Source organism: Variovorax sp. P1_G12 (genome assembly GCF_056405555.1).
This window is the reverse complement of sequence record NZ_JBFUBW010000040.1, coordinates 37,264-61,268: the sequence shown is the minus strand read 5'-3', so window position 1 is coordinate 61,268 and position 24,005 is coordinate 37,264. Positions and strand designations below refer to the sequence as shown.

The following is a 24,005-nucleotide window of genomic DNA, read 5'->3' as shown; positions in this document are numbered from 1 at the left end:
CCGTTGGACAATCCGCTCAACCTGTCGTCGGCTGATTCCCAGCCGCTGCGCGGCCTGGCCAACTCGCAGCATCCGGTCCACCACGGCTTGGATCGTCTTGAGCCGATCTGCTTCGCGCATCGTCATCGTGATCGTCGCCGTTGATGTCGCCATGGCCGGACCCCAAGCCCAGAACCTGGGTTGGGCGACTTTGCGACATCTGAAATCGGCCAGAACGCGACATTACTAAATCGCTCCTACAGGGGATCTTTACTCAAGAACAATTATGTAAAACGCTGCTGCTGTTGCTGACACTGCCGAGCGAGGAGGGCGATCAGCACTTCCATCATATCGACACGAGCAGCGCTGTGCAGCGACGTCGCGCGCCGACGCTACGACCTATCGGCCCAGGTTCCAAAACACTTCGGTGCGGGACACGTTGATCCCCGTTGGCCCCACCGACACCCGACGCTCTGCGGCATGGATGGACACGACGCCTCCATTGGCCAATTCGGAACCGTTGAGGCCACGCGCGGGCAGAAGGTCACCTGTGCGGAATGTCACACGATCTGGCGCGGCTTTCGTGACCTCACGTTGCGCGAGGCCAACTTCAAAACGTCGGTGAGCCGATGGGGCCGATGCTGCCGCTTTTGCTTGATGCACAGCCTGAAGATACGCTTCAAACCCACTCAACCAATCGGCACCTTCATAGGCCAATCCACACGATGATTTCGGGCACCGCTCAGACTCCCAATCGCTCCTTCCAATCGACCGTCCCGATCGTCGGTCTCGTTGGCGCTCTGAGCGCATTCATCTTTATTTGTCTGAACGTACTTCTTACGTTCATCTCACTGAGCCAGTCGGAGTACTGGCTGCTGGTGATTGGTGCTGCACTGACCGCCTTCGGTTGGTTCTGGTCTCGCAGACCCTCGACCGGATCCTCCGTGGCTTTTCTTTCGCACCGAGGATGGCGCTCCATGGCCTCGGGCGCCGCGCTGATGTTCGTCATCGCCGGCGCTTATTGCCTCTTTGATGCCGCCTCAACCATCGGCCGTCCCGCGCCTGCATTGGCGAACACGAACCGCGGCCCCGGTGCTCAAGTGGACGCCATTCTTGGTCGCAACGACGCAGCTGGTGAACTCGAAGTCGTCGGGAAGAGCATTGTGGTCACCTTCACCGTGCCCGAGAGCTGGAACACGACGAATGTTCGCTTCATGTTCAACCAGGACGTGATCAAGTTGGTTCCCCCAATGTTGGCCAAGTACCCTGAGGCGACGAACGTCGAGGTCATCGGCCGTCACAAGCAAGCTCACCGATAAGCGTGGCAACGAAAGCGTCGAGCGAGTGTTTCGCGTGTCATATGAGCGCGACAACGCCGCGATGACCAATTGGCCAAAGGTGTTGCCTGACGACATTCCAACGATCGCGAACGATTACTGGGCGCATTTTGCGATGCGCTAGACGGCAGGCCCGCTGTCGATACGACTGCGGTACCTAGGGCGCACCATCGGCTTGGCCTTTGCCGCAGGCTCTTCGGCCAAGACTTCTTTCACGAACGTCTCAAAGAGGTGCTGATGCCGCGGGTGAGACTTGAAGTTGCGCGTTGCCCAGTAGACGTGGTTCTCGTGATCGCCCGGCTCGTTCGAGTCCCAAGCCCTCACGGCGTCGCCCACCGCGAGCCTGGTCTCGCCGTTGATCGCGCCGTCCTCGTTGAGCAAGGCTTAGGACGACGCCTGTCGCCGGCGCGACGGCGATGCTCTACATTGCTCTCTTCGCAAATTCGCGCCCTCATGCAGCGTCGTACGCAAGGATGATGGAGCTCAAGGCAGAGGACTGGGTCGTGATCATGGTGCTGCTCGCCGTGATTGCGCTGCTTGTAGTCACCTTGATCAACCTTCGGTCGAACAGAAGGGCCGACAAGGAGGACGCGCCTTCAGTCCCGGCCAGCGATCCGGGTCATCGGGCTGAGGCATCGCCCACGCCCATGACCGAAGGGACTTCGGCGCCGTGGTGGTCGATCACGATGCCGCCTTCGACCCATCCCCCCAATCCAACCGCAGCCCAACCTGCCGCCTCGGCGAACGGTCCGCGGCCTTTCAACGGCCCGACCTTCCAGGCGCGGCCGCCAGCTGTGCCGCCCGTGACCGTGGATGGACCGCGCCCGTTCAATGGCCCGACGTTCCAGCCGCGGCCACCCGCGGTCGTGCGAGATTCGACTCTGACTGCGCCCATTGTTCTCGACCCGCCCGCACCGACACCCGGACCGGCGCCTGCAAGAGCTCCGGTGCCGGGCCGTCCATTCTTCGAAGCAGAGCCAGACTACGAGCGCAACGCCGGTCGCACCGGCTTTCTCTATGTGGCGAGAAACAACTCCCACCGGCCGGGCGTCTACAAACTCGGACAGACCGCCCGGGAGCCGCGGGAACGCATCAACTCTCTGAACCGGCAACTCGCCGAAGCCGGAGATCTTGGGGAAATCCACCTGGTGCATGCCGTGGCCGTTCGCGACGCCCTAGGTCAGGAGCGGCAACTTTTTGAGGCGCTGCAAGAGCGCCGCATCGCCGCCGCTCGCGAGTACTTCTTCGCAGATGCGCTGGTCTTGCGCCAGGCGGCAGACGCGGTCGCGCTTTCGCCGCAGGATGGTGGCACCGCGGTGAAGGCGTTCCGCACCTCCCAGGTGTGGATCCACGCACCGCACCGCCCGACACCCACCTTGCCGGTGTGCGTCGTTCCTGAGCGGCTGGGGGAGCATGGCGGGTGGATCTACGTCATGCAGAACTTCTGGCACGAGCCGGGGATAGCGATTTTCTCGGTCACCAAGAAGACAGAACGGGCAGTTCTGGCCGAGATCAACGAGGCGCAAAGAACGCTGACCAGCCAACTGGGCTTCTACCAAGTCGTCGCCGGCGCGGCCGTCCCGTCCACGCCGGCTGCCCTTGACGTTGCCAAGCACCTTTTCGAGCCTTATCGGCTGACGCACCGCCGGCGGTTCGTGCGCGCGCATCTGCGCGCCATGAGGGACCTGGTGGAGCGGGTGCGAGTGGACGCAAGCGGCGCGTCGGCGCCGCCACCGACTCCGGCCTCGCCATCGCCTCCAAAGAAGACAACGCGTATGCCGTTCGACGCCGAGGCGCCGCCTTCGGACCCGAGTGCAGAGATCACGGTCACGGTGCTGCCTGGGCGGGCTCCGACCTCCTTCGCCGCATGGACGGCGCAATGCCGGGGCTGCGGCGCATACCTGAGGTTCAAGGGTGCGATCGGCGCCACGGCGGAGGTCAAATGCCCGGTGGAAGCCTGCACCAGCCGGACGCGGCTAGCCCGGCTCGGGGCGAGTCGCGTAGAGTTTCTCGGCTAGGGCGTGCTAACACTAGTTGAGCCAAGCATGGATGATGCGAGACCACTCAAGCCCAGTTTGCCCAGATCGAGCACTGCTTGCCGCTGCAACGCGGCAATGTCAGCCTCTCGAATCTGAGTGTGTTGAACGCCATCCTGTATGTTGCCGAGCACGGCTGCAAGTGGCGCGGCCTGCCCAAGCGCTTCGGCAACCGGCACACCATCTATACGCGCATGAACCGCTGGTCCAAGAGCGGCGTGTTGGACCGTGTGTTCGAGGAACTTCAAAAGGCCCAGGTGGTGCGCATCCGGATCGAGGCGGTATCGCTGGACAGCACCATCGTGAAGGTGCATCCCGATGGCACGGGGCGTTAAAAAAAATGGCCCCCAGTCCATCGGCAAATCCAGAGGCGGCTGGACCACCAAGATTCATATGGTTGCCGCGGATGCTCAAACGGCCGTAACGTTCTCGCTGTCGCCCGGCCAGGCGCACGATGCGCCCGCAGGACGTGCGTTGCTCAGCCGCCTGGGTGCGCCGGACCGGCCACTGCACCTGCTCATGGACCGCGCCTACGAAGGCAACGAGACGCGGCAACTCGCGCTCGATCTGGGCTTCATCCCCATTGTGCCGCCCCTAAAGACGCGAATCGAGCCTTGGGAGTACGACCGTGAGATGTACAAGCGCCGTAATGAGGTGGAGCGGCTGTTCCGGCGCCTGAAGGGCTATCGCCGCATCTTCTCCCGCTTCGAGAAACTCGACGTGATGTTCGTCGGCTTCATCAGCTTCGCGCTGATCGCCGACGGCCTTCGTTTGTGTTAACACGCCCTAGTCGATTGAAGTTGCTAATGACGCGCGATGGTCTACGAGATGGGGCATCCGCTGCGTCGGCCGGGTCAAAGGGATTCCCGTGACGAAGGCCTCGAACGGCGCGGCCAAGCGTCCGCCGAGGGACGGCTTGCGACGCTCCGCCCCGCATCGTTCCAACTAGAGGCGGACGGTCCGGATGAGGGAGGCGAAACGGAGACATACCGGTATGCGGCGGCAAGTTGTCCAATGCAGCAGGCGAGGTGACTAGCACCTGACTTCCGGGCGAAATGGCACTTTCGGCAGAGGTTGCTCATTGCCTCCATCATCCTTCCGGATGATGCGCGAGCCGTGTCGCCAACGGCAAAGTGGGGCTGGAGCGTGCGATAACCCGGCGCGCACCGTGTGATGACACCGAGGACGCATTTGGTGAGAATCCGATTCAATGGATGGGCTTGGTGCTGCCTCTCCAAGCGCGCTTGTACGTCAACAACAATCAGAAAGGCGACCATGCCAAAGAACATCGTCTTTTGCGCCGACGGGACCTGGAACGGCAACAGCGAGGACCCAGCCGACATCACGCATCCCACGAATGTCCTCAAGCTGTATCAGAACTTGAGCGGCGTCCCCTCCATCGAAACAGTCCGCTTGGCCGACGAGCAGGAGAAGGGTTTCTCGCGAAACGGCAACGTGGCGCAGATGGCGAAGTACCTTCACGGCGTCGGAGATTCGAGCAACTGGTTGGTCAAGCTTGTAGGAGGAACCATCGGGACGGGTCTGATTTCGCGCATCGTTCGCGGATACACATTCGTGTCGAGAAATTATGAGCATGGGGATCAGATTTACCTGATCGGATTCAGTCGCGGATCCTACACAGTGCGTGCGCTGGCGGGCCTTATCACGACAAAAGGCCTTCTGGACGCAAGCAAAGTCGATCTTCAATCGGACAAGGAGTCAGCGTACAAGTTGGGTGCCTCGGTTTGGTATTCGTATCGTCGAGAGCGCCTTCAAGAAGACGATCCAGGGCGCCTCGGAAAGTTTGAAGAGCTAGTCACGCTACTGCCAGGTTTCTTCACGAGCACCGTTGTATCGAACGACGAGTTGATCACCGATGTCACGATCAATACGGTCGCTGTGTGGGATACCGTGGGCTCATTGGGTATTCCTAAGTTCGATAGCGACGGCACCGATATTGAACCGCTTCGTTTTGTCAATACCAAGCTCAGCGCCCAAGTGGAACAGGCCTTTCAGGCGACGTCGCTCGACGAGCAGCGCGCCAACTTCCCACCGTGTTTCTTCGACCCTGACCCTGACAAACCGAGCAGAATCGTGCAGGTCCTTTTCCCTGGAGCCCATTCGGATGTCGGGGGAGGGTATGCGGAGAGCGGTCTATCCGACGGCTCGCTGGAATGGATGACGAATCGCCTCGTGAGCAGAGGTGTTCTCCTTCTGGATCCGAGACCAAACGAGTCTTCTCCGGACGCGCTAGGGACGGCCCACCAACCCGTGCTGCATAGCCCTTGGTCAAGCCTTCCTAAAGTCGTTCGAGAGGGCGGGACCGGCATGAGAGCCGGCCTGATGGTTCACGCTTCGATCGAAGCACGTAGAGCCGCTGGTTCCGTGGTTCTCGATCCCTCGGCCCCTGTTACCGGAAGATACGCGCCTACAAATCTCATGAACTACCTCGATGCCACGGGAGCAGTGATCGTCGACTTCGTCTTTCAGGAACCTTAGTCCAGTTGAGACTTCGATTGCGCCGAGCAGGCCCCAGTGAGTAACCTTCACAGGAGCAACGAATGCTGAATTCCGAGACTCTCGAGATCGCCGTCGGAATGGTGTTCCTGTTCCTGCTCATGGCACTGATATGTACCGCCATCAAGGAATGGATCGAAGGGGTCCTGAAATGGCGCGCAATGGATCTGGAGCGGGGTTTGCGCACCATGCTCGCCGATCCCACGGGCAAGATCACGGCGCACCTCTTCAGTCATCCAGAAATCTTCTCGCTATTCGCCGGCAACTACGATCGGAACGCCCTGAGACGGAGCTTGTGGGCACCAGGCAATCCGTATCACATGCGACTGTCAAGTCGCAGAAACCTGCCTTCGTACATTCCGGCTTCCAGCTTTTCCGCGGCGTTCATCGACTTGGTAGGGAAGGGACCGATCTCTGATACGGGCGTCGGCGGCAGCACTGCGCTTTCGATCGAGATGCTGCGGGATCGTGCGTCCAAGCTCCAATCGGCGCACCTACGTCGCATCATGCTCTCTGCGATCGACTACGGAGCAGGGGATCTGGAGAAGGTTCGCAAAAGCATCGAGCGATGGTTCGACGCCACGATGGATAGGACTTCAGGTTGGTACAAGCGGCGCACGCAGACAGTGTTATTTCTGATCGGTCTGTGCGCCGCCATCGGCCTCAACGTGGACTCGATGAACGTGCTTCACCGCTTGACTTCCGATAAGACGTTCAGAGACGTGGTTGTCAAGGAAGCTTCCGTTGCGAGGGCGCCGAAGTCTGAGGGTCAGAGCGCGGACCCGGTTGAGGAGATACACAAGCTTCACGGTCAGATCGAGAACGTCGATCTGCCCGTCGGCTGGAAGCAATCCGCTGACACAGTTGTCCCTTGGGTCAATCTTCCTGTAATGGTCCCAACCCAACTGTGCAATGCACCGCAGACGATCGCAGACCAGAAGGATCAGAAGTGTCATTGGAACAGCGATGCTTCCATCTTCAGGATGGTGATCGGCTGGTTGATCACTGCGCTGGCCGTCATGCTGGGTGCGCCATTCTGGTTCGACGTGCTCAACCGGATCATGGTGATCCGGTCGACCGTCAAGCCTCATGAAAAGAGCCCCGAGGAGGCCTCGCAGGACAAGCAAGACACCCGTAAGAACGGCGGCGGCACTACGGACACATCGGATCAAGGCGAGAAGAAAAGGGCGACCCCGGGAGACTCTGAAGAGCCTCCCAAGGACGCTGGAAAGCACGATCAGTCGTGGACGGACTTCACCGAGGGCGCTTTAAGCGCCCAAGGCCCCAAGTCCGACAAGGACGCCGAGCGGCCCTGAAGAGCGCAGTTCTACTTCACGACTCTAGACCTCGCTGCAAAAAGTGATGAAATGCTTGACGTTCTCGAGATAGGCCTCTGATCGCGGGCCGGACCCGTTGTACGCCTGGATGGACAGCATCACATCCTGCTTGGCGGCGAACTTCCTCATGAGCTCAGACTTGAGCCTCGAAAGACATTCACCGAAGTCATACCATTTGCGGTTCTCAAAAAAGGCTTGGTCCTTCTTCACATACTGAAGGTCGTATTGGAAGATTCCGTAGCCTTTGTAGACCCACGTTGCTGGGGAGAATCCTCTCTCCTTTCGCATCTTGTTCGCCTCGTCGATCAGCATGTCCGTGAATGCACCCCCGTAGGCTTCGCGAAAAATCCCGGTATTTCTGGGAAACGCGCTTCGCGTAGTTCCCGGATAGTCACCACTTGCATCGAAAACGCAGCGCCCCAGCGCATCATCAACGCTCAAAGTCTTGATGAAACGAACGAGATAAATCCCTGTCTCCTGGCACGCGATCGCGCAGGCAATATCTAGGTTGAAGGGCGTGTCAGTCAATTCCTGTGTGATTCTCGTGCCGAAGTTTGTCTTGATCCAACCGGCCATCACGTGCGCCTGGTCACGGTTCAGCGGAAGGTCCATGAGATTTCTCCTGAATGATGCTGCGGACACGTACGGCGACAATCGCGGTACAACTCTCTAAGCATTGGAGTAGTCGACAAACCCGACCAGAAACGGGTCCGACAACTTGCGTCTCTCGAGCCTGAAGACACCAACGCCATTTCGCGACCCATCGTTGTTCGAATTGCCCTCGAAGCTCGCAATGCGTCCGCTGCCCAGCAAGCGTTCGACGATGTAGGTGTGACCTGCACCACCTCCAAAGTCCAGTATCGCGACCAGACCGGGCTTGATAAGGCTGACGTTGTCGAAGGCATCCGCCCTCGTGATCCGTACCGCACCGGGAATGGTCGCGGCCTTCTCCCAATGTGTTGCGCAACCGGCCGTTCTTGGCAGGGGGTTGTGCACCCCCATCGAGACGGCTGCGGTTTGGAATGTCCAGTAAATGAACGCCATGCACCAGAAGCGCTGGTCCGCCGTGCCCTGGTTCGGAGGTATCCCGACCGAAGACAAGTATTTGTCCACCATCGGTCCGCGATTGGATCCCGGCGGAACCTCCATCTGCCCTACCTGCGTGCCGGCCACGCCCAGGGCGTGCAGCATGAGCGTCGAAGGTTCAGTCGCCGGAAACACCCGAGGTATCTGGGCCTGAGGGAAGATGGCGCTCCAGGAGAGGCTCCCGACCTCTCCATCGATCGCCAGAGGTGCGCCATCTGAATCCACGTGCTGCGCCTGAAAGAGCTTGACCGTTGAGGTCATGGCCTCATCGAAGACGCCTGGCGCGCGGAATGGGCCGCTGCCGACCTTCGCGAGGCCTCCCTGAAGCTCACTGACGACAGCAGTGTCCGGCTCGCCTTCCTTGATCAGTCTTCCGGGAAAGGGATGGAGCGCCTGCGGATCCGAGGCAATCAAAGCCGCGGCAGCGACCGGCCCCGTTGCAGGTGCCGGCGCCCCGGCACGGTTTTTGGCCAAGGCCTGCAACGCTCCGGCGGGTGGCGGGTCGAAGGTGATAGAGCACATCCCGCCACCGATGGGATTGCAGACGATGTTCGTGCATCCGATCGCCGCAAGATTGCTGGTCTCGTTCGCACACTCAGCACATGCTATCTGAGATGCCATTCTCTTCTCCTTAGCTGTTGGACAACCCACAAACGAATTGCTGGTGAAGATGGAGCTGCTGGGTCTGTGTTGGTCCACCGGCGCCCCGAAGCGGCTTGATTTCCGTCAGGTAGTGTTCTCGTTGCTGGGCGACTGGCAGCTTGCGAATGCGCCCGGCCGCGCCTGAGACAGGGAACACAGCCAATGCGTCGCCGTTGGCCCAGACTCGATCGAGCTTCTTGTCGTCCACCTTCAGCAGGCAATCCATGGCATCCAGCATCATGGCTCGCTGTGTCGCCGCTTCGCTGTAGTAGGTCTCGAGAGGCCCCATGCCAGCCCTGGCAGCGTCTCTGAAGTTTTCCTGGATGTCACCTCGGCCGGCGAGGTTGTCGGCCGCATCGCCTGTAGCGAAGAATTGCTTCACGCCGAACAGGGCATTGGGTCTTAGAACGGCGGCCGTCGTCTGCGTCGCGTCCGTCGCCTTGGTTGCGTCAGGCGCCTGGACACCGGCCGAGTTGTTGAAAGTCGCAAGGACCGAAGGTTGTCGAACAGCGTCTACCGGAATGATGGAAAGTTCTTTGCGCTTGTAGCCCAGGGCGAATGAGGTTGGGACATTGGTCCCATCCGCAAATCCCAATTTCAGTCCAATCGTCGTTCCTGTCGCAAAGAACATGACCTTGCCGTCGTCGCTCTTTGGAGCAGGGGACTCTTCCTCGTTGACTCTCGTCGACGCCGCCGGCGTTGAGACGCTAGCAGCCGGATCACTGACTTTCACGAGAGCTGGCTGGCGCCTGCGGTCCCTCTCCGGAGTTGTCGAGGACTGCAATGTTTTGCCATCTGGCGCAGCCAAATCCTTTGGTTGGGTCGTCACGATACGCGCGGCTGATCCGGTGGCGTAGACCTGATTGACATCGCGCTCAAGGCCTTTGCCGGAAATCGCGATATAGCTCACCACCGGAAATACGCTGCCATTGGCGAAGCGGGGCCCTGCATATCCCTCGGTTCGGTCATACGCGACGCTCACACCACCCGGTGTGGCATCGAGGTCAAGCAGGGTGAACGACGTCTTTGTGACGAAGACCGCGTTGTCCTTTGTGACGCTGCAGCCGGCCAGTCCCCCGAGGCAGACGGCGCCCAAGAAAAGCACGCGTATACGCAAGAGGACGGTTGCCATGGAGGTTCCCCTCAAGGTTGAGCACGTTCGATCGGGACGTGTCCGAGCTGAAGCGCACTGGCCGACACCATCCGGTTGTCACGGACAAAAGCGAGGGTCGCATCGTTGTATCCCAGCGCGAGCGCACTTCCCGCTTCCGAGTTGGTGAACGAAAGGCCGAATGAGCGCGTCCGAAGTGACTCCCCCGCGTACTCTGCAGTGGCGCCAGGCTCCATGGTCAGCCAGACTAAGCCAACAACGTGGCCGATAACACTCCGGTGATTTGCCCCATCGATGTAGACCACTTGAGCGCATGCTTGCAGCGCAAAAGGCATGAGCACCATGGCGAGCCTGCGGCAATGGATCATGAGCTCGCAACGACCTTGCCAGCTAGCTTGAGGATCAGACTTTTTCATAGTCCTTTAACTCCAGGCTTCATTCTTCTTGGTGCGAACGCGATGGCGATCACTCAGCGTAGGCCTGCAGCTCATCCGCCCACGGAACCACGCCTCGCGTCAAGTTTCCTGCGGCGGCCGAATACGAGAATCCCCAAACGGAAGGAGGAGAAGAAGTTGGTCGCTGATACGGCTCTGGCGCGATAAGACTGGCGAAGGCGTGGAAGGCCGACGTTGATATATGGGCTATCGGACCCGAGGCAACAATTCGCCCTATGTCTGGGGATGCACCGACCTCTACACGAAGGGCAAGTGTTCTGTCGCGATAAGCCGGTCGGCCACAATTCAGGAATGGTACCGCTGCACGTCTAACTCGCGAACTCAACGCTTCGAGGGGTCATCAGGCGGTTGCATTTCCCGCTGGAGATCATGCTGGTGTGCGCGCGCTGGTACGCGGCCTACCCGCTGAGCCTGCGGCACTTGGAGGAGATGATGGCCGAGCGCGGCGTCCTGGTCGACCACGCCACGGTTCACCGCTGGGCACTGAAGATGTTGCACGTACTGGCCAATGTTTTTCGTCGGCGAAAGCACCCGGTGGGGCGCTCTTGGCGGGTCGACGAGACCTATGTCCAGGTCGGGGGTCAGTGGAAGTATTTGTACCGGGCGTCGATCGGCTCGGCCAGACAGTGGACTTCCTGCTCACGGCCAGGCGCGACGAGGGGTTCTGTCGCGGCAAGCCGACGCCGCTAAGCTGGGGGGAGACTGACGACTGGATGAAGGCGATGATCGAGGCACTGCGCAAGGTGATCAAGCGGGCGCACTATCCGCTGGAAATAATGCTGACCTGCGTGCGTTGGTATGCGGCCTATCCGCTGAGCCTGCGGCACATTGAAGAGATGATGCAGGAGCGTGGCGTGTCCGTCGATCACGCCACCGTGCACCGCTGGTCGATCAAGATCTTGCCGGTGCTGACTGCCGTGTTCCGACGGCGCAAACGCCCCGTGGGCACGAGTTGGCGGATGGACGAGACCTATATCAAGGTCGCTGGTCAGTGGAAATACTTGTACCGGGCGGTTGACCACGACGGTGACACCATCGATTTTCTGCTTCGTGCCCGCCGAGACTGCGCTGCTGCTCGGCGTTTTCTGGAGCAAGCCATCGGATTGCACGGTGTGCCTGCAAAGATCACCATCGACAAGAGCGGCGCCAACACGGCTGCCATCCAGGGCATCAATGAAGACTCCGCAGCAGCCATCGAACTGCGTCAGATCAAGTATCTCAACAACATCGTGGAGCAGGATCACCGAGCGATCAAACGCATCGTGCGACCCATGCTCGGATTCAAGTCCTTTCGCTGCGCGCGCATCCTACTGGCCGGCATCGAAACCCTCCACATGATCCGCAAAGGCCAGCTTGATCGCCCCGAAGGACGAACCACGTCTGCGGCGAGCCAGTTCTATTCGCTGGCCCATTGAGCAGCAGACGGCGGCCTGACCTCGCTGGGCTCCGCGGCACTATCGCGACAGAACCGCCCACATTCACAATCTCGAGATCGTGGAGCGGCTCATTCGCAGGGGCCTCTATATGGGACCGATGAACGGCTTCTTCAGCATGGGCGGCGGGGGCGCCTGCGGTGCAAATCCGTTCGACTGGATGGAGCTGGTTCGGCGCACGCCGCACGGCTCTGTATTCACCTATCAGTCTGTTTTCCGGTTGTCCCACCCACTTGCGGCAATGATGATCGCGCTCGGCCAACACACCCGCGCCGGTATCGAGGACAACCTCTGGGACACGACCCCAGGCAAGCGCCTGACCTCGGTCCAGATGATTGAGAAGCATGTCCGCATGGCCAGGGAGCTCGGGCGCCCGATCGCGACCGCCGACGAGGCGCGCAAGATCCTCAAGATCGGCGTCACCTACAACTCGGTCGAGGAGACGCTGCAAAGCCTCGGTCTGCCGCCGAATCGCGCGGGAGGGGAGAAGGGCTTCATAGGCTACCCGGCGACCGATGGAAAAATCCGCGAGGCACAGGCGGGCGGATCGGACGGACACCCGCTCGCCGGGCACTAGCACTGGCACGCACAGGAGCAGCAATGAAAAACAGCATGACGGCCGGCGCGCTCCCGCAGGGGCAGGAGAGGCTCCAGGCTTGGGACCCGGAGTGGGCGGGAAACCCGTGGGTCAACGGGATCTTGCCTGTGAAGCTGATCGAACTCATCTGCATCGGACTGAACGCGGCCTGCACGAACCTGCAGTCCGAGGCCACGCGCCGCCATATCCGCGCCGCGCTCTCAGTCGGCGCAACACGCGACGAAATTCTCATGGTGCTCAAATGCGCCAGCTTGCTCGCGATCCATTCATGCAGCCTCGGCGCGCCGATCTTGCTGGAAGAAGCCAATGCGGCCGGCGTCAAACCGGCAGGACGCGACAAGGGCAAGCCGGTTCCTTTCTGCGACAAGATGCGGGCCATCGGCCAGTGGAATACGGCCTGGGACCCGTTCTTCGAACTTGATCCGGTGTGGACTGACCAGTTCTTTTCGGCCGGGGTCGGCGTCTATCAGAGCGGCTTGCTGTCGGCCAAGGATCTTGAGTTGTTGTCCATCGCCTTCGATGCGTCAATCACGCACATGTACGCGCCGGGTACGCGCCGTCACATCAAGGGCGCGCTCGCCCTCGGCGCGTCGATGGAAGAGATCATGGAAGTGCTCAAGGTGTGCGTGGCGATGGGCGTCGAGGCCTGTAATTTGGGCGTGCCCATTCTGGATGAGGAACTCGCTCGGCAGTCCGCAACCAGAGAGGCGGCGGGTTGAACTACGCCAGTCTTATTTCCATGTGGCCAGAACGTCTGCTATCAAGCGTGCGCGTAGGCCCGCTTCGGGCCCGGACCGCCACTCCGGCGCTCATGGAAGCGGACTTTCGATTGGGCACGGGATTAGCGCTGACCGCGCTTGCTTGGCCGTTTCGGCGCCGCTTGGTACGGCTACGTCGGCACTACCTTGAAACCGGTCGTCGATACGGAGATCACTGTGGCACCGGGATGACCGGAACCGGCGTCACAGCGTAAGTTCACCGAGCGGCAGGGAAAGACGGCAATCGCTGCACAACCGTCGTACGACGGCCGTTGTCCGATGGGCATCGTGCGGGATGAGGCGCGCAATGACCCGAAGCGCGGCTTCGTCGGTGGCTACGAGCTCGAAACGCTCGCGCTTGGCGTTCCATTCATGGCCGCGTTCCTGAATCCAGGCGGCTGGGGCCCGGATTTCACCGAATACATGGAAAACTACACCCACCTGGCCGGCATGTGGCTGGTGGGTGCCAGAGGAACCACTTCACGCGCTCGAGTTGGGCGAGGAGGGGCTTCTGGCCCACGCTGCGCAAGCCTCGTGTGGTCTGCAGGAGTTGCTCAACGCGCATCGCCACATGAAACCAGTCCAGGATGTGCTCGGAGCGCGCATGCAGGAAAGCTGTGCAATCTCACGCTTCGACTGCTCCTGCTGACGCTGTAGCTGGGAGGCGAGGTCGGTTGCTCGCTGATCCGCGCCGGCGGCGCGTTCGCGCAGGGTTGCAAGTTCGACCTGAAGCTCCTGGTGCTGGCGCGATCAGGCGGCTTCGGCAGCGCGGTGAACCGACTTCTCGTCCTGGAACGCCTGCTGTGCCGCCACCCGGGCAGCGCGGGCGGCGTCCAGGTCGGCCGCGCGTGCCTTCCGCTCCTTGGCCAGCTCGGCGTCGGCCTGGCGCGTGGTCATGCGCTCGCAATCGATCTCGGAGATCCGCAGCCGCTTCCAGGGCGACGCAGTGCGCCTCGTCTAGGCCGGCGGCAAGATCGTCTCGTCGGACATGACGCGGGACCGGTTCGCGTTCCGCTGACTGACCTGAAACCGGACGAAATGGACGCGCTGAAGGTGCTGATCGACAAGCTGGGCCCGCAAGGTCTCTGAGAACGCACGCACGCAGCCCGCGACAACCGGGCCGAGCGTCGGCTTACGCCGCGTCTGACCGGAAGTCAAGTGGAGTCTGGTAGTACGTGGCAGCACCTATGGGCCTGCGTGGGCGCACGGACGTTGGTCACGTGCACGCCACGATTTTCAACGCACCGTTGGAGGGCTAGTCTTCGAGCTGCCCGCGATGCGGGAGTGACGGTTGCGCATGGGTGTGTCGCGGACGCTCGACACGCAATCTCCCTGGCTCGCATCGACGGCGAAAGCTTCGCCGGCGTCCAAGGCCCTGGCAATTGGCTGTCCCGCGTCGCAGACCGCAGCAAAGCGAACGCCTCGATTCGCTCACCGGCGCAGACCGCTCGAACAACAGACAGGAGACGACGATGCCCGCACTTTCGCCAATTGACCTGGCCATGTTCCTGCTCGAAACGCCTGCCCGGCCGTTCAACATCGGTCCGCTGGTCCTGTTGCGTCCGCCGGAGGGTTTCAAGGGCAGCTTTGCCGACAAGCTGCACGTCAAATTGCTGAAGCGCCCGCCCGGCCCGCCCTTCAACTACCGCTTCAAGCAGTCCTTGACCCGCCTGCCCTCGGTCGGGCCGATGACCGACCCCGACATCCGGGGGCACGTGCACCGCCTGACGCTCAAGGACGCGACGATGGACGGGTTGCTGAAAGAAGTCTGCGCGTTGCACGAGACGCCGCTCGACCGGTCCGGACTGCTCTGGCAGTTCCATGTCATCGATGGGCTGGCCGACGGCCGTGTGGCGCTGTACGGCAAGGCACACCACGGGATCATCGACGGGCGCACGTTCGTCAAGGCGGTCACGACGTGGCTCAGCGATGACCCGAAGGACAAGGTCGTGCGCGCCCTGTGGGACGGCGTGCCGCGATCCAGCACGGCAGACAAGGAGCGTACCGACATGGTGCAGCAGCTCATGAGCGCGAGCCGCCAGGTCAGCGGCGGGTTGCTTTCGGCAGTCGGGTTGTACGGCATGCTGGCCCAGCAAGGGCTGCGTTCGTTGAGCCTGGGCAAGGAGTTGGCGCTGCCGTTCCTGAAGGTTTCGCCGGCCTTCGACGGCGCGCTGTCGCCGAAGCGCAGCTATGCGTACTGCACCCTGCCGCTTGCCGAGATGAAGAGCCTCGGCAAGGCCCGCGGCGCCACGGTCAACGACCTGCTGCTGACGGTACTCGACATGGCGATGCAGCAGTACTTGCGCAAGCGCGGCGGCACGCACAAGGAGCCGTTGGTGGCCGACATGCCGGTGGCACTGGCCGACGCCAAGGGCGGCAACCAGATCGCGGTGCTTCAGTTTCCGCTGGGCAAGCCCGGCGCCTCGGTGGCCGAGCGGCTGGCCGCGATCCGCGCCGAGACGGGCCAGCTGAAGGAGCAATTGAAGACGCTCAGCAGCGACACCGTGATGCTCTACACCACCATCGTGCATGCGGTGCCGCTGCTGATGGAAATGGCCTCGGCCAAGGCGGCGCCGCGCCTGTCGAACCTGATGGTGTCCAACCCCTTCGGCCTGGCCGGCCAGCCGTACCTGATGGGCGCCGCGGTCGAGCTTGTGCTGCCGGTATCGGTGGTGGCGGCCGGGCACAAGCTCAACGTCACGGCGGTCTCGCTGGGCGAGCGGCTGCAGCTTGGCTTCCTGGCCATGCCCGAGGCGGTGCCGCACATCGAAGAGCTGGCGCGATTCACCGAACAGGCCTATGTGGAAATGCGGGCCGCGTTGGGCGCAAGCGTGCCGGCCGCCGAACCTGCCCCTACTCATGCCCCGTCGCGCGCACCGCGCAAGAAATCCGCCGCAGCGTCGCCCAAGGCGCCGGCCAAGACCCCCGCGCAGGCCCCGGCGGCGCGAAAGCGGGCGGCGCCGGCCAAGCGCAGCACGCGCCCGGCGTCTGCCTGATCACGTTACCTCACACGCCCCCACCAGCGCCAGGAGAAGGATCAATGAGAAACGCATTCGTCAAGACATACGTCGGTGTCGTGCTGCTGGCCGGCTCCGCCGCCTTGGCCCAGCAAGCCCCCAAGGCGATTCCGGTGTCCAAGCCTGCCACCGCAGCCACCGAGCGCGCCAACGAAGCGGTGCGCAAGGCAATGGCGATGGCCGACAAGCAAGACCTCGAGGACGCCACTCGGGGCAAGCTGGCCGAGCTGAAGGATCCGCTGGTCAAGGCGCCGGACGGGCGGGTCGTGTGGAACACGCAGAGATACGACTTCGTCAAGGGCGACGCGCCCGCGACGGTCAACCCCAGCCTGTGGCGCGAGCAGAAGCTCAACACCGCGCAGGGCCTGTTCAAGGTGGCCGATGGCATCTACCAGATTCGCGGCTACGACATCGCCAACATGACGTTGATCGAAGGCGCCAGCGGCTGGATCGTCATTGATACGCTGTTGACCGAAGACACGGCCCGGGCCGGCATGAAGCTGGCCATGGAGTACCTCCACAGCACCAAGCCGGTGGTCGCGGTGATCTACACCCACAGCCATGCCGACCACTTCGGTGGCATGCGCGGCGTGGTCGACGAGGCCGACGTGCGCTCGGGCAAGGTCAAGGTGATCGCGCCCGAAGGCTTCATGGACAACGCCGTCGCCGAAAACGTGCTCGCCGGCAATGCCATGTCGCGCCGCGCCAACTACATGTACGGCATCACGTTGCCGGCCAACGACAAGGGCTCGGTGGGCACCGGCCTGGGGCTGGCGCTGAGCAACGGCGCACCGGGGCTGGTGCCGCCGACGCACCTCATCAAGAAGACCGGCGAGGAGATGACCGTCGACGGCGTGCGCTTCCAGTTCCAGATGGCACAGGGCTCGGAGGCGCCGTCGGAATTCATGATCTATCTCCCCGACAAGAAAGCGCTGTGCCTGTCGGAGGTGGCCACCAAGCTGATGCACAACGTCTACACCATTCGTGGTGCCAAGGTGCGTGACGCGCTGTCCTGGAGCAAGTACATCAACGAGACGCTCGACCTGTATCCCGACGTCGAAGTGGCGTTCGCGAGCCACCACTGGCCGACCTGGGGCAACCCGAACATCCGCCAGTACCTGGCGAACCAACGCGACACCTACCGCTTCCTGCACGACCGGGCGCTGCATCTGGCCAACCAGGGCCAGGTGATGGATGAGATCGGCAACGAACCCTTCTTCCCGAAGGAGCTGGCCAAGGATGCCAGCTCGCACGGCTACTACGGCACGCTCAGCCACAACCTGCGCGCGGTCTACAACTTCTACCTGGGCTACTACGACGCCAACCCGGCCACGCTGCATCGCCTTGCGCCGGCCGATGCGGCCAAGCGCTACGTGGCCGCGATGGGGGGGGAGGCAGCGGTCATCGCCAATGGCAAGAAGGCCTTCGACGCCGGCGACTACCGCTGGGTCGCTGAGATGGTGAACCACGTGGTGTTCGCCAACCCGAACAACGCCCAGGCACGCGCGCTGCAGGCCGATGCGCTCGAACAGCTGGGCTACCAGGCCGAGTCGGCCACCTGGCGCAATGCCTACCTCATGGGTGCGATGGAGTTGCGCGCCGGCCCACGCACCTCGGGGGCCAGTTCGAGCGGGCCGGACACGGTGCGCGGCATGACCAACGAGTTGCTGTTCGACTTCATCGCGCTGCGCCTGAATCACGAGAAGACCGACGGCATGAAGGCCGCGATCAGCATGGTGTTCAGCGACACGAACGAAGTCTGGGCGCTGGAGCTGTCGAACTCGGTGTTGAACAACACCAAGGGGCGCGTGCTGAAGAACCCCGATGTCACGCTGACACTGACTCGCCCCGCCTTCCTGGCCATGCTGCTGCAAGGCAAGAAGGTGCCCGACCTGGTGCAGGCCGGCCTGCTCAAGGTCGAGGGCGACCCGAAGGGCTTCGCCGCCGTGGTGGCGAACGTCGTCGACTTCGATCCGCTCTTCAACATCGTCGCACCCTGATCCCCGTCACGGCCCTCACCACCCTCGCACCCAGGAGCAAATCATGACGGCAAGGCACTGGCACGCCAGCTATGGCGACATCCCGCGCGAGATCAACCCCGACGCCTACCGCTCGGTCACCGAGATGATGGAGCAGGCGATGAAGCGCTTCGCCGACAAGCCGGCGTTCCGCTGCGCCGGCCAGACGCTCACCTATGCCCAGGTGGACCGGCTGTCACGCGATTTCGCGGCCTACCTGCAGGCCGGGCTGGGCGTTCGGCGCGGCGACCGCGTCGCCGTGATGGCGCCGAACCTGCTCGCGTTCCCGATCGCCTTCCTGGGCATCATTCGCGCCGGGGCGGTGCAGGTGAATGTCAATCCGCTGTACACACCGCGCGAACTCGAACACCAGCTCAACGATGCCGGGGTCGAAACCATCATCGTCTACAGCGGCGTATCGGGCACGGTCGCCGATGTGATGGGGCGCACCCAACTGAAGACGGTGCTCACCACCGGCGTGGGCGACGGCAGCGGCGTGCAGATTCCCAGCCCACCGGTCGATGCGCGGCTGGGTACGGCGATGTCGCTGGCCCAGGCGCTGGAAGAGGGCGCCAAGCTGCCGTTCGAGCCGGTCGAGCTCCACGGCGACGACCTGCTGTTCCTGCAGTACACCGGCGGCACCACGGGGCTGTCGAAGGGCGCGTCGCTGTCGCACCGCAACCTGGTCGCCAACACCGAGCAGTTCAAGGCCTTCATGCCCGACAACCTGCGCCCAGGCGAGGAGGTGGTTGTCACGGCGATCCCGCTGTATCACATCTTCGCGCTGATGGTGAACTTCATCACCTACTTCTCGGTCGGCGCCGACAACTGGCTGGTGCCCAATCCGCGCGACTTCGACAGCTTCATCGACACGATGAAGAAGGCGCGCCCCACCGTGTTCATGGGCGTGAACACGCTCTACGCGGGGGCTGTGCGCGCACCCGAAGAGCAAGGAGATCGACTGGTCCAACCTGCGCCTGGCGGGCGGGGGCGGCGCGGCGGTGATCGGCGCGGTCTCCGACAAGTGGCTCGCGCTCACCGGCACCTTCATCCGCGAGGGCTTCGGCCTGTCGGAGACGAGCCCGATCGTGAGCTTCAATCCGGCCGCTGTACAAGCCTTCACCGGCACCACGGGGCTCCCGCTGCCCTCGACCGACGTCCAGCTGCTCGACGAGGAGAACCGCGTGGTCGGCATCGGCGAGCCCGGCGAGATCTGCGTCAAGGGCCCGCAGGTGATGAGCGGCTACTGGCAGAAGCCCGAGACCCAGGCGACTACGTTCACCGCGGACGGCTATTTTCGGACCGGCGATGTCGGTGTGTTCGACACCCAGGGCTTCCTCCGGATCGTCGACCGCAAGAAGGACATGATCATCGTCTCGGGCTTCAACGTGTTCCCGAACGAGATCGAGGCGGTGGCCACCGGCTGCCCCGGCGTCGTCGAATGCGCCTGCATCGGAGTGCCCGACGCGAAGTCGGGCGAGGCGGTCAAGCTGTTCATCGTCAAGGCGGCGGACGCGACGCTGAGCGAAGCCGACGTCGTCGCGTTCTGCCGCAAACTGCTCACCGCCTACAAGGTACCGCGGATCGTCCGCTTCGTCGATGCGCTGCCGAAATCGGCCGTTGGCAAGATCCTTCGCCGTGAACTGCGCAACGTGGCATGACGAGCTTCGACTATGACTGGCTGATCATTGGCTCGGGCTTCGGCGGCAGCGTGTCGGCGCTGCGCCTGTCCGAGAAGGGCTACAAGGTGGCCGTGCTCGAATGCGGCCGGCGCTATCGCGACGAGGACTACGCCGCCACGACCTGGAACCTGCGGGATTTTCTCTGGGCGCCCGCGCTGGGCCTGCGCGGCATCCTGCGCCTGACGCCCTTCAAGGACGTGTTCATCGCCAGCGGCTCGGCGGTTGGTGGCGGCAGCGTCGTCTATGCCTGCACCCTGTATCGGGGTGCACCGGAGTTCTTCGTCAATCCGCAGTGGGCCGGCCTGGAGGACTGGGCGGCCACGCTCAAGCCCCACTACGACACGGCCGAACACATGCTGGGCGTGAACACCGTTCCTTTCGAGAGCGACGGGCAGAAATTGCTGATGGACGTGGCCCGGCACTTCGGCGTGGAGAAGACCTTCAGGCGAACGCCGGTGGGCATCTTCTTCGGCGAACCGGGCACCCCCGTGCCCGACCCCTACTTCGGCGGCCAGGGGCCGGAACGCACCGGCTGCACGCGCTGCGGCGCCTGCATGGTGGGTTGCCGCGTCGGCGCGAAGAACACGCTCGTGAAGAACTACCTGTGGTTCGCCGAGAAGGCCGGTGCGCAGATCCTGCCGGAACACGAAGTCGTCGACATTCGGCCGCTGGGCGCGGCCGACGGCAGTGACGGCTACCGCGTCACGACGAAGCGGCCCGGTGCCTGGTTCAACAAGCAGCGGCGCAGCTTCAACGCGCGCGGCGTGGTCGTGTCCGCCGGGGCGCTGGGCACCAACCGGTTGCTCGCCAAGTGCAAGCACGGGGGCTCGCTGCCTGGCATCAGCGACCGGCTGGGCGAACTGGTGCGCACCAACAGCGAGTCGATCCTGGCCGTGACCCTGCCTGACGAGAAGCTCCAACCGGGCAAGGACGTGGCCATCAGCGCCAGCATCCACCCGCGGCCGGACACGCACATCGAATTCGTCACCTACGGGGCCAAGGGTGACTTCATGTCGACCCAGTTCACCATGATCACCGGCCAAGGCACGCGCCTGACCCGCCCGTTGAGGCTGCTCGGCAGCATCGCGCGCCACCCGCTGCGCTTCGCCAAGGTACTGTGGCCGTTCGGCTGGGGGCGGCGCACCGTCATCTTCCTGGTCATGCAAAGTCTCGACAACGCGATTGCCTTTCGCGCCAGGCGCAGGTGGTGGGGCGGTATCGGCTTGAGCACCGAGCAGGACAAGGAAAAGCCCAACCCGACCTTCATCCCGGTGGCGAACGAGGCTGCGGAATGGCTGGCGCAGCACACGGGCGGCATCGCCCAGAGCATGGTGCTCGAAGCCCTGGCCAACATCCCGTCGACCGCGCACATCCTCGGCGGCGCGGTCATCGGCAAGGACGCGGGCAGCGGCGTCGTCGATCGGCACAATCGCGTCTTCGGCTACCGCAACCTCCTCGTCTGCGACGGGGCGGCCATGCCGGCGAATCCCGGCGTCAACCCATCGCTGACGATCACGGCCATCGCCGAGCACGCGATGAGCCACATCCCTCTTGCCGCACAGAAGCCGCACCCATGATCCCCATGCCGGTCCTCAACGCGGCACTGCGCCTCGGTGTCAAGCGCCTGTGGCGCAAGGGCGTCACCGTCGACGAATTGCGCAGGAAGGCCCGGGTCCTGGACGCCGGGCTCCAGCTCGCCGGCAACAGGATCCGCGTCGCCCGCGTCGATGCCAACGGCGTGTCGTCGGAATGGATCGGGGGGGAGGGCGCGGCGCGATGCGGCGTCCTGCTCTACCTGCACGGCGGGGCTTTCAGCCTGCACCTGCCCAACGGCTATCGGCAACTGGCGTCCAGCCTGGCCCGGAAGACCGACCTGCGCGTGCTGGTGCCAGCCTATCGCCTGGCGCCGGAGCACCGCTATCCAGCCGGACTGGACGATTGCTTCGCCGCCTACCGCTGGCTGGTCGAGCAGGGGTTCTCGCCCGAGCACATGGCCGTCGCAGGCGATTCCGCCGGTGGCAATCTCACATTGGCCTTGCTGATGCGCCTGCGTGATGAAGGGCTGCCATTGCCCACCTGCGCAGCGCTGATGTCGCCCGTCACCGACCTCACCGGCGGTAGCCCGTCGGTGCATGGCAACGAAGGCAGCGATGTGCTGTTCGACCGGCATGCACTCACGCTGGTGCTGTCGACCTACCTCGACGGTGCGCCCGCGGACGATCCCGCCGTGTCGCCGCTGTTCGGCGACTGGGCCGGACTGCCACCGCTGCTGTTCCATGTGTCGGGCAGCGAGATGCTGCTCGACGATTCGCTGCGTGCGGCCGAGCGCGCCCGCGCCTGCGGCGTCGACGCCCGGGTCAAGGTCTGGCCCGGCATGCCGCACGTCTTCCAGCTGTTCGGCATGCTGCCGCAGTCGAAGCAGTCACTCGACGAGATCGGCGCCTTCTTCGTCGAGCGCTGCGGCCTCAAGCAGCAGTCCCCGACGCCCGCCAGCGCGCATTCGATGGCGGCGCCTTCATAGGAGCGCAACCCCATGGACACCATCGTTCGGCACATGCAAGACACGTTCGAGCAGCAACGCCTGGCGTTTCTCGCGAAGCCGTATCCCACCCTCTCCGAGCGCAAGGCCAAGCTGAAGGCCCTGAAGGTCCTGCTCAGGCGCTACCAGGATCGCATCGCCGTGGCGGTGAGCGCCGACTTTGGCGGTCGTTCGCCGGCCGAGACGAAGCTGATCGAGGTGCTGGGGCCGATCCTCGAGATCAACCATGCGCTGCACCGCCTGCGCCAATGGATGGCGCCGCAGCGCCGCGCCACCGAGTTGCTCTTCCTGAGCAACAGCGCGCTCGTCAACTACCAGCCCAAGGGCGTGGTCGGCGTGATCACGCCGTGGAACTTCCCGTTGTACCTGTCGCTGGGGCCGCTGGTCGCCGCGCTGGCCGCAGGCAACCGCGTGATGATCAAGATGTCGGAGTTGTCTCCGCGCACCACCGAACTGCTGGCGCAGATGCTGGCTGAGACCTTTGCCGAGGACGAGGTCGCGGTCTTCGGCGGCGAGGTCGCGCAGGCCCAGGCGTTTTCGCACCTGCCCTTCAACCATCTGGTGTTCACCGGCTCGCCGGCGGTGGGCCACCACATCATGCGGGCGGCCGCGCAACACCTGACGCCGGTGACGCTGGAGCTGGGCGGCAAGTCGCCCGCGCTCGTGGCGAACGACAGCGCGCTGGAAATGGCGGCCGAACGCGTCGCGCACGGCAAGGCCTTCAGCAGCGGCCAGGTCTGCCTCGCGCCCGATTACGCACTGGTGCCGCGCCACCAGGTCGATGCCTTCGCCGGTGCGGTGGAACGATCCTTCCGGCGCCTGTACCCCACGGTGCAGGGCAACCACGACTACACCAGCATGGCTTCCGAGCCGCATTCGCAGCGCATCCGCGATCTGCTGGCCGAAGCCACCGCCAAGGGCGGCAAGGTCGTCGCCTGCGGCGACAGCGGATCGGGGCGACGCATTCCGCTGCATGTCGTCACCGGCGTGCGCGCCGACATGCGCATCGCCAACGAAGAACTGTTCGGGCCGATCCTCCCGGTGGTGGGCTACGACTCGCTCGACCAAGCCATCGACTACATCTCGGCCAGGCCGCGGCCCTTGGCGCTCTACGCGTTCGGATGCAAGGACGCGGACCTTGAGCGCCTGACGAACCTCACGCATTCCGGCGGTCTGTGCGTCGACGACTGGGGGTGGCATGCCTTCAACCACGACCTGCCTTTCGGCGGCACCGGCAACTCGGGCATGGGCACCTACCATGGCGAGGAAGGCTTTCGCGAGCTGTCGCACGCCAAGGGCACCTTCAAGCGTGCGCGCTGGTTCCCGATGAGCCTCTTCTATCCACCATACGGCAACCTGGTGCAGCGGCTGGTGTTCAAGTTCTACCTGGGGCACGCCGACCCGTCGCTCGCCGATTCTTCGCTCGGGCAGCGCGCCACCCAAGTCCCGTTGCAATGAGC

At 63.3% G+C, this 24,005-nt stretch carries 20 protein-coding genes and 4 pseudogenes; 17 read left to right on the top strand and 7 right to left on the bottom strand.

The genetic code is table 11. The annotated features are described in order from the left end of the window. Nucleotides 1-120, bottom strand: a 120-nt coding sequence (locus AC1D2O_RS32290) for a helix-turn-helix domain-containing protein (protein WP_478158515.1), incomplete at its 3' end; no start/stop codon positions are given. Nucleotides 121-704: 584 nt separating this feature from the next. Here AC1D2O_RS32290 and AC1D2O_RS32285 point away from each other — a divergent pair. Then, nucleotides 705-1,298 (top strand): hypothetical protein, encoded by a 594-nt coding sequence (locus AC1D2O_RS32285; protein ID WP_477650110.1) that lies wholly within the window; start codon nt 705-707, stop codon nt 1,296-1,298. A 138-nt stretch (nt 1,299-1,436) separates the two neighbouring features. Here the strand turns inward: AC1D2O_RS32285 and AC1D2O_RS32280 are convergent, their stop codons facing one another. After that, nucleotides 1,437-1,697: a hypothetical protein gene (locus AC1D2O_RS32280; RefSeq protein ID WP_477650109.1), complete on the bottom strand. Its 261-nt coding sequence runs from the start codon at nt 1,695-1,697 to the stop codon at nt 1,437-1,439. 95 nt (nt 1,698-1,792) lie between these two features. Here AC1D2O_RS32280 and AC1D2O_RS32275 point away from each other — a divergent pair, with 95 nt between their 5' ends. From AC1D2O_RS32275 to AC1D2O_RS32260, 4 genes are all read left to right on the top strand, one after another. Next, complete coding sequence (locus tag AC1D2O_RS32275) at nt 1,793-3,334, top strand: GIY-YIG nuclease family protein (protein WP_478158512.1); 1,542 nt, start codon at nt 1,793-1,795, stop codon at nt 3,332-3,334. A gap of 65 nt (nt 3,335-3,399) precedes the next feature. Beyond that, nucleotides 3,400-4,132 (top strand): IS5 family transposase gene (locus tag AC1D2O_RS32270; protein ID WP_478158514.1). Its coding sequence is split into 2 segments (ribosomal slippage): nt 3,400-3,683 and nt 3,682-4,132, totalling 735 coding nucleotides; the frame shifts between segments, so codons are not numbered across the junction. Between the two features lie 495 nt (nt 4,133-4,627). After that, the gene (locus AC1D2O_RS32265; protein ID WP_478158511.1) at nt 4,628-5,851 is read left to right on the top strand and encodes a DUF2235 domain-containing protein; all 1,224 of its coding nucleotides are present in this window, start codon (nt 4,628-4,630) and stop codon (nt 5,849-5,851) included. 62 nt (nt 5,852-5,913) lie between these two features. Continuing rightward, the gene (locus AC1D2O_RS32260; RefSeq protein ID WP_478158510.1) at nt 5,914-7,185 is read left to right on the top strand and encodes a hypothetical protein; all 1,272 of its coding nucleotides are present in this window, start codon (nt 5,914-5,916) and stop codon (nt 7,183-7,185) included. A 24-nt stretch (nt 7,186-7,209) separates the two neighbouring features. On the opposite strand, the gene AC1D2O_RS32255 is transcribed toward AC1D2O_RS32260, so the two are convergent. From AC1D2O_RS32255 to AC1D2O_RS32240, 4 genes are read right to left on the bottom strand one after another with little or no spacing between them, the layout of a single operon-like run. Next, nucleotides 7,210-7,818, bottom strand: coding sequence for a hypothetical protein (locus AC1D2O_RS32255; RefSeq protein ID WP_477650668.1), 609 nt, complete (start codon nt 7,816-7,818; stop codon nt 7,210-7,212). Nucleotides 7,819-7,875: 57 nt separating this feature from the next. Further along, a complete protein-coding gene (locus AC1D2O_RS32250; RefSeq protein ID WP_477650669.1) occupies nt 7,876-8,913 on the bottom strand; it encodes a peptidoglycan-binding domain-containing protein in 1,038 nt (345 codons plus the stop codon). Nucleotides 8,914-8,923: 10 nt separating this feature from the next. Continuing rightward, the gene (locus tag AC1D2O_RS32245; protein ID WP_478158509.1) at nt 8,924-10,066 is read right to left on the bottom strand and encodes a hypothetical protein; all 1,143 of its coding nucleotides are present in this window, start codon (nt 10,064-10,066) and stop codon (nt 8,924-8,926) included. 11 nt (nt 10,067-10,077) lie between these two features. Beyond that, nucleotides 10,078-10,461, bottom strand: coding sequence for a hypothetical protein (locus AC1D2O_RS32240; RefSeq protein WP_477650674.1), 384 nt, complete (start codon nt 10,459-10,461; stop codon nt 10,078-10,080). Between the two features lie 408 nt (nt 10,462-10,869). Between AC1D2O_RS32240 and AC1D2O_RS32235 the strand changes: the two are divergent. The 5 genes and pseudogenes from AC1D2O_RS32235 to AC1D2O_RS32215 form a co-directional block, all read left to right on the top strand. Then, nucleotides 10,870-11,159 (top strand): annotated as a pseudogene (locus AC1D2O_RS32235) (IS6 family transposase); the annotation flags it as partial. A 54-nt stretch (nt 11,160-11,213) separates the two neighbouring features. After that, on the top strand, nt 11,214-11,915 hold the full coding sequence (locus AC1D2O_RS32230) for an IS6 family transposase (protein ID WP_478158513.1): 702 nt from the start codon (nt 11,214-11,216) through the stop codon (nt 11,913-11,915). Nucleotides 11,916-11,976: 61 nt separating this feature from the next. Further along, a complete protein-coding gene (locus tag AC1D2O_RS32225) occupies nt 11,977-12,510 on the top strand; it encodes a 3-keto-5-aminohexanoate cleavage protein (protein ID WP_478086532.1) in 534 nt (177 codons plus the stop codon). Nucleotides 12,511-12,533: 23 nt separating this feature from the next. Further along, complete coding sequence (locus AC1D2O_RS32220) at nt 12,534-13,250, top strand: carboxymuconolactone decarboxylase family protein (protein WP_478086503.1); 717 nt, start codon at nt 12,534-12,536, stop codon at nt 13,248-13,250. Nucleotides 13,251-13,565: 315 nt separating this feature from the next. Beyond that, nucleotides 13,566-13,754, top strand: a pseudogene (locus AC1D2O_RS32215) (GMC family oxidoreductase); the annotation flags it as partial. Nucleotides 13,755-14,039: 285 nt separating this feature from the next. Here AC1D2O_RS32215 and AC1D2O_RS32210 read toward each other — a convergent pair. Continuing rightward, nucleotides 14,040-14,186 carry a hypothetical protein gene (locus AC1D2O_RS32210; protein WP_478086535.1) on the bottom strand — a complete coding sequence of 49 codons (147 nt, stop codon included), beginning with the start codon at nt 14,184-14,186 and terminating at the stop codon, nt 14,040-14,042. A gap of 78 nt (nt 14,187-14,264) precedes the next feature. Here AC1D2O_RS32210 and AC1D2O_RS32205 point away from each other — a divergent pair. The 7 genes and pseudogenes from AC1D2O_RS32205 to AC1D2O_RS32175 all read left to right on the top strand — a co-directional run. Further along, nucleotides 14,265-14,378, top strand: a pseudogene (locus tag AC1D2O_RS32205) (5-dehydro-4-deoxyglucarate dehydratase); the annotation flags it as partial. A 383-nt stretch (nt 14,379-14,761) separates the two neighbouring features. Next, nucleotides 14,762-16,285 carry a wax ester/triacylglycerol synthase domain-containing protein gene (locus tag AC1D2O_RS32200; RefSeq protein ID WP_478086504.1) on the top strand — a complete coding sequence of 508 codons (1,524 nt, stop codon included), beginning with the start codon at nt 14,762-14,764 and terminating at the stop codon, nt 16,283-16,285. A gap of 44 nt (nt 16,286-16,329) precedes the next feature. Further along, nucleotides 16,330-18,306 carry an alkyl/aryl-sulfatase gene (locus AC1D2O_RS32195; RefSeq protein ID WP_478158508.1) on the top strand — a complete coding sequence of 659 codons (1,977 nt, stop codon included), beginning with the start codon at nt 16,330-16,332 and terminating at the stop codon, nt 18,304-18,306. Between the two features lie 43 nt (nt 18,307-18,349). Then, nucleotides 18,350-19,985, top strand: a pseudogene (locus AC1D2O_RS32190) (AMP-binding protein). Continuing rightward, nucleotides 19,982-21,583 carry a GMC oxidoreductase gene (locus AC1D2O_RS32185; protein ID WP_478086507.1) on the top strand — a complete coding sequence of 534 codons (1,602 nt, stop codon included), beginning with the start codon at nt 19,982-19,984 and terminating at the stop codon, nt 21,581-21,583. The pseudogene AC1D2O_RS32190 and the gene AC1D2O_RS32185 overlap by 4 nt, the downstream one beginning before the upstream one ends. Further along, nucleotides 21,580-22,527, top strand: coding sequence for an alpha/beta hydrolase (locus AC1D2O_RS32180; RefSeq protein WP_478086508.1), 948 nt, complete (start codon nt 21,580-21,582; stop codon nt 22,525-22,527). Before AC1D2O_RS32185 ends, AC1D2O_RS32180 begins: the two co-directional genes overlap by 4 nt. Before the next feature lie 12 nt (nt 22,528-22,539). After that, nucleotides 22,540-24,003 carry a coniferyl aldehyde dehydrogenase gene (locus tag AC1D2O_RS32175; RefSeq protein ID WP_478086510.1) on the top strand — a complete coding sequence of 488 codons (1,464 nt, stop codon included), beginning with the start codon at nt 22,540-22,542 and terminating at the stop codon, nt 24,001-24,003. Nucleotides 24,004-24,005 lie beyond the last annotated feature (2 nt).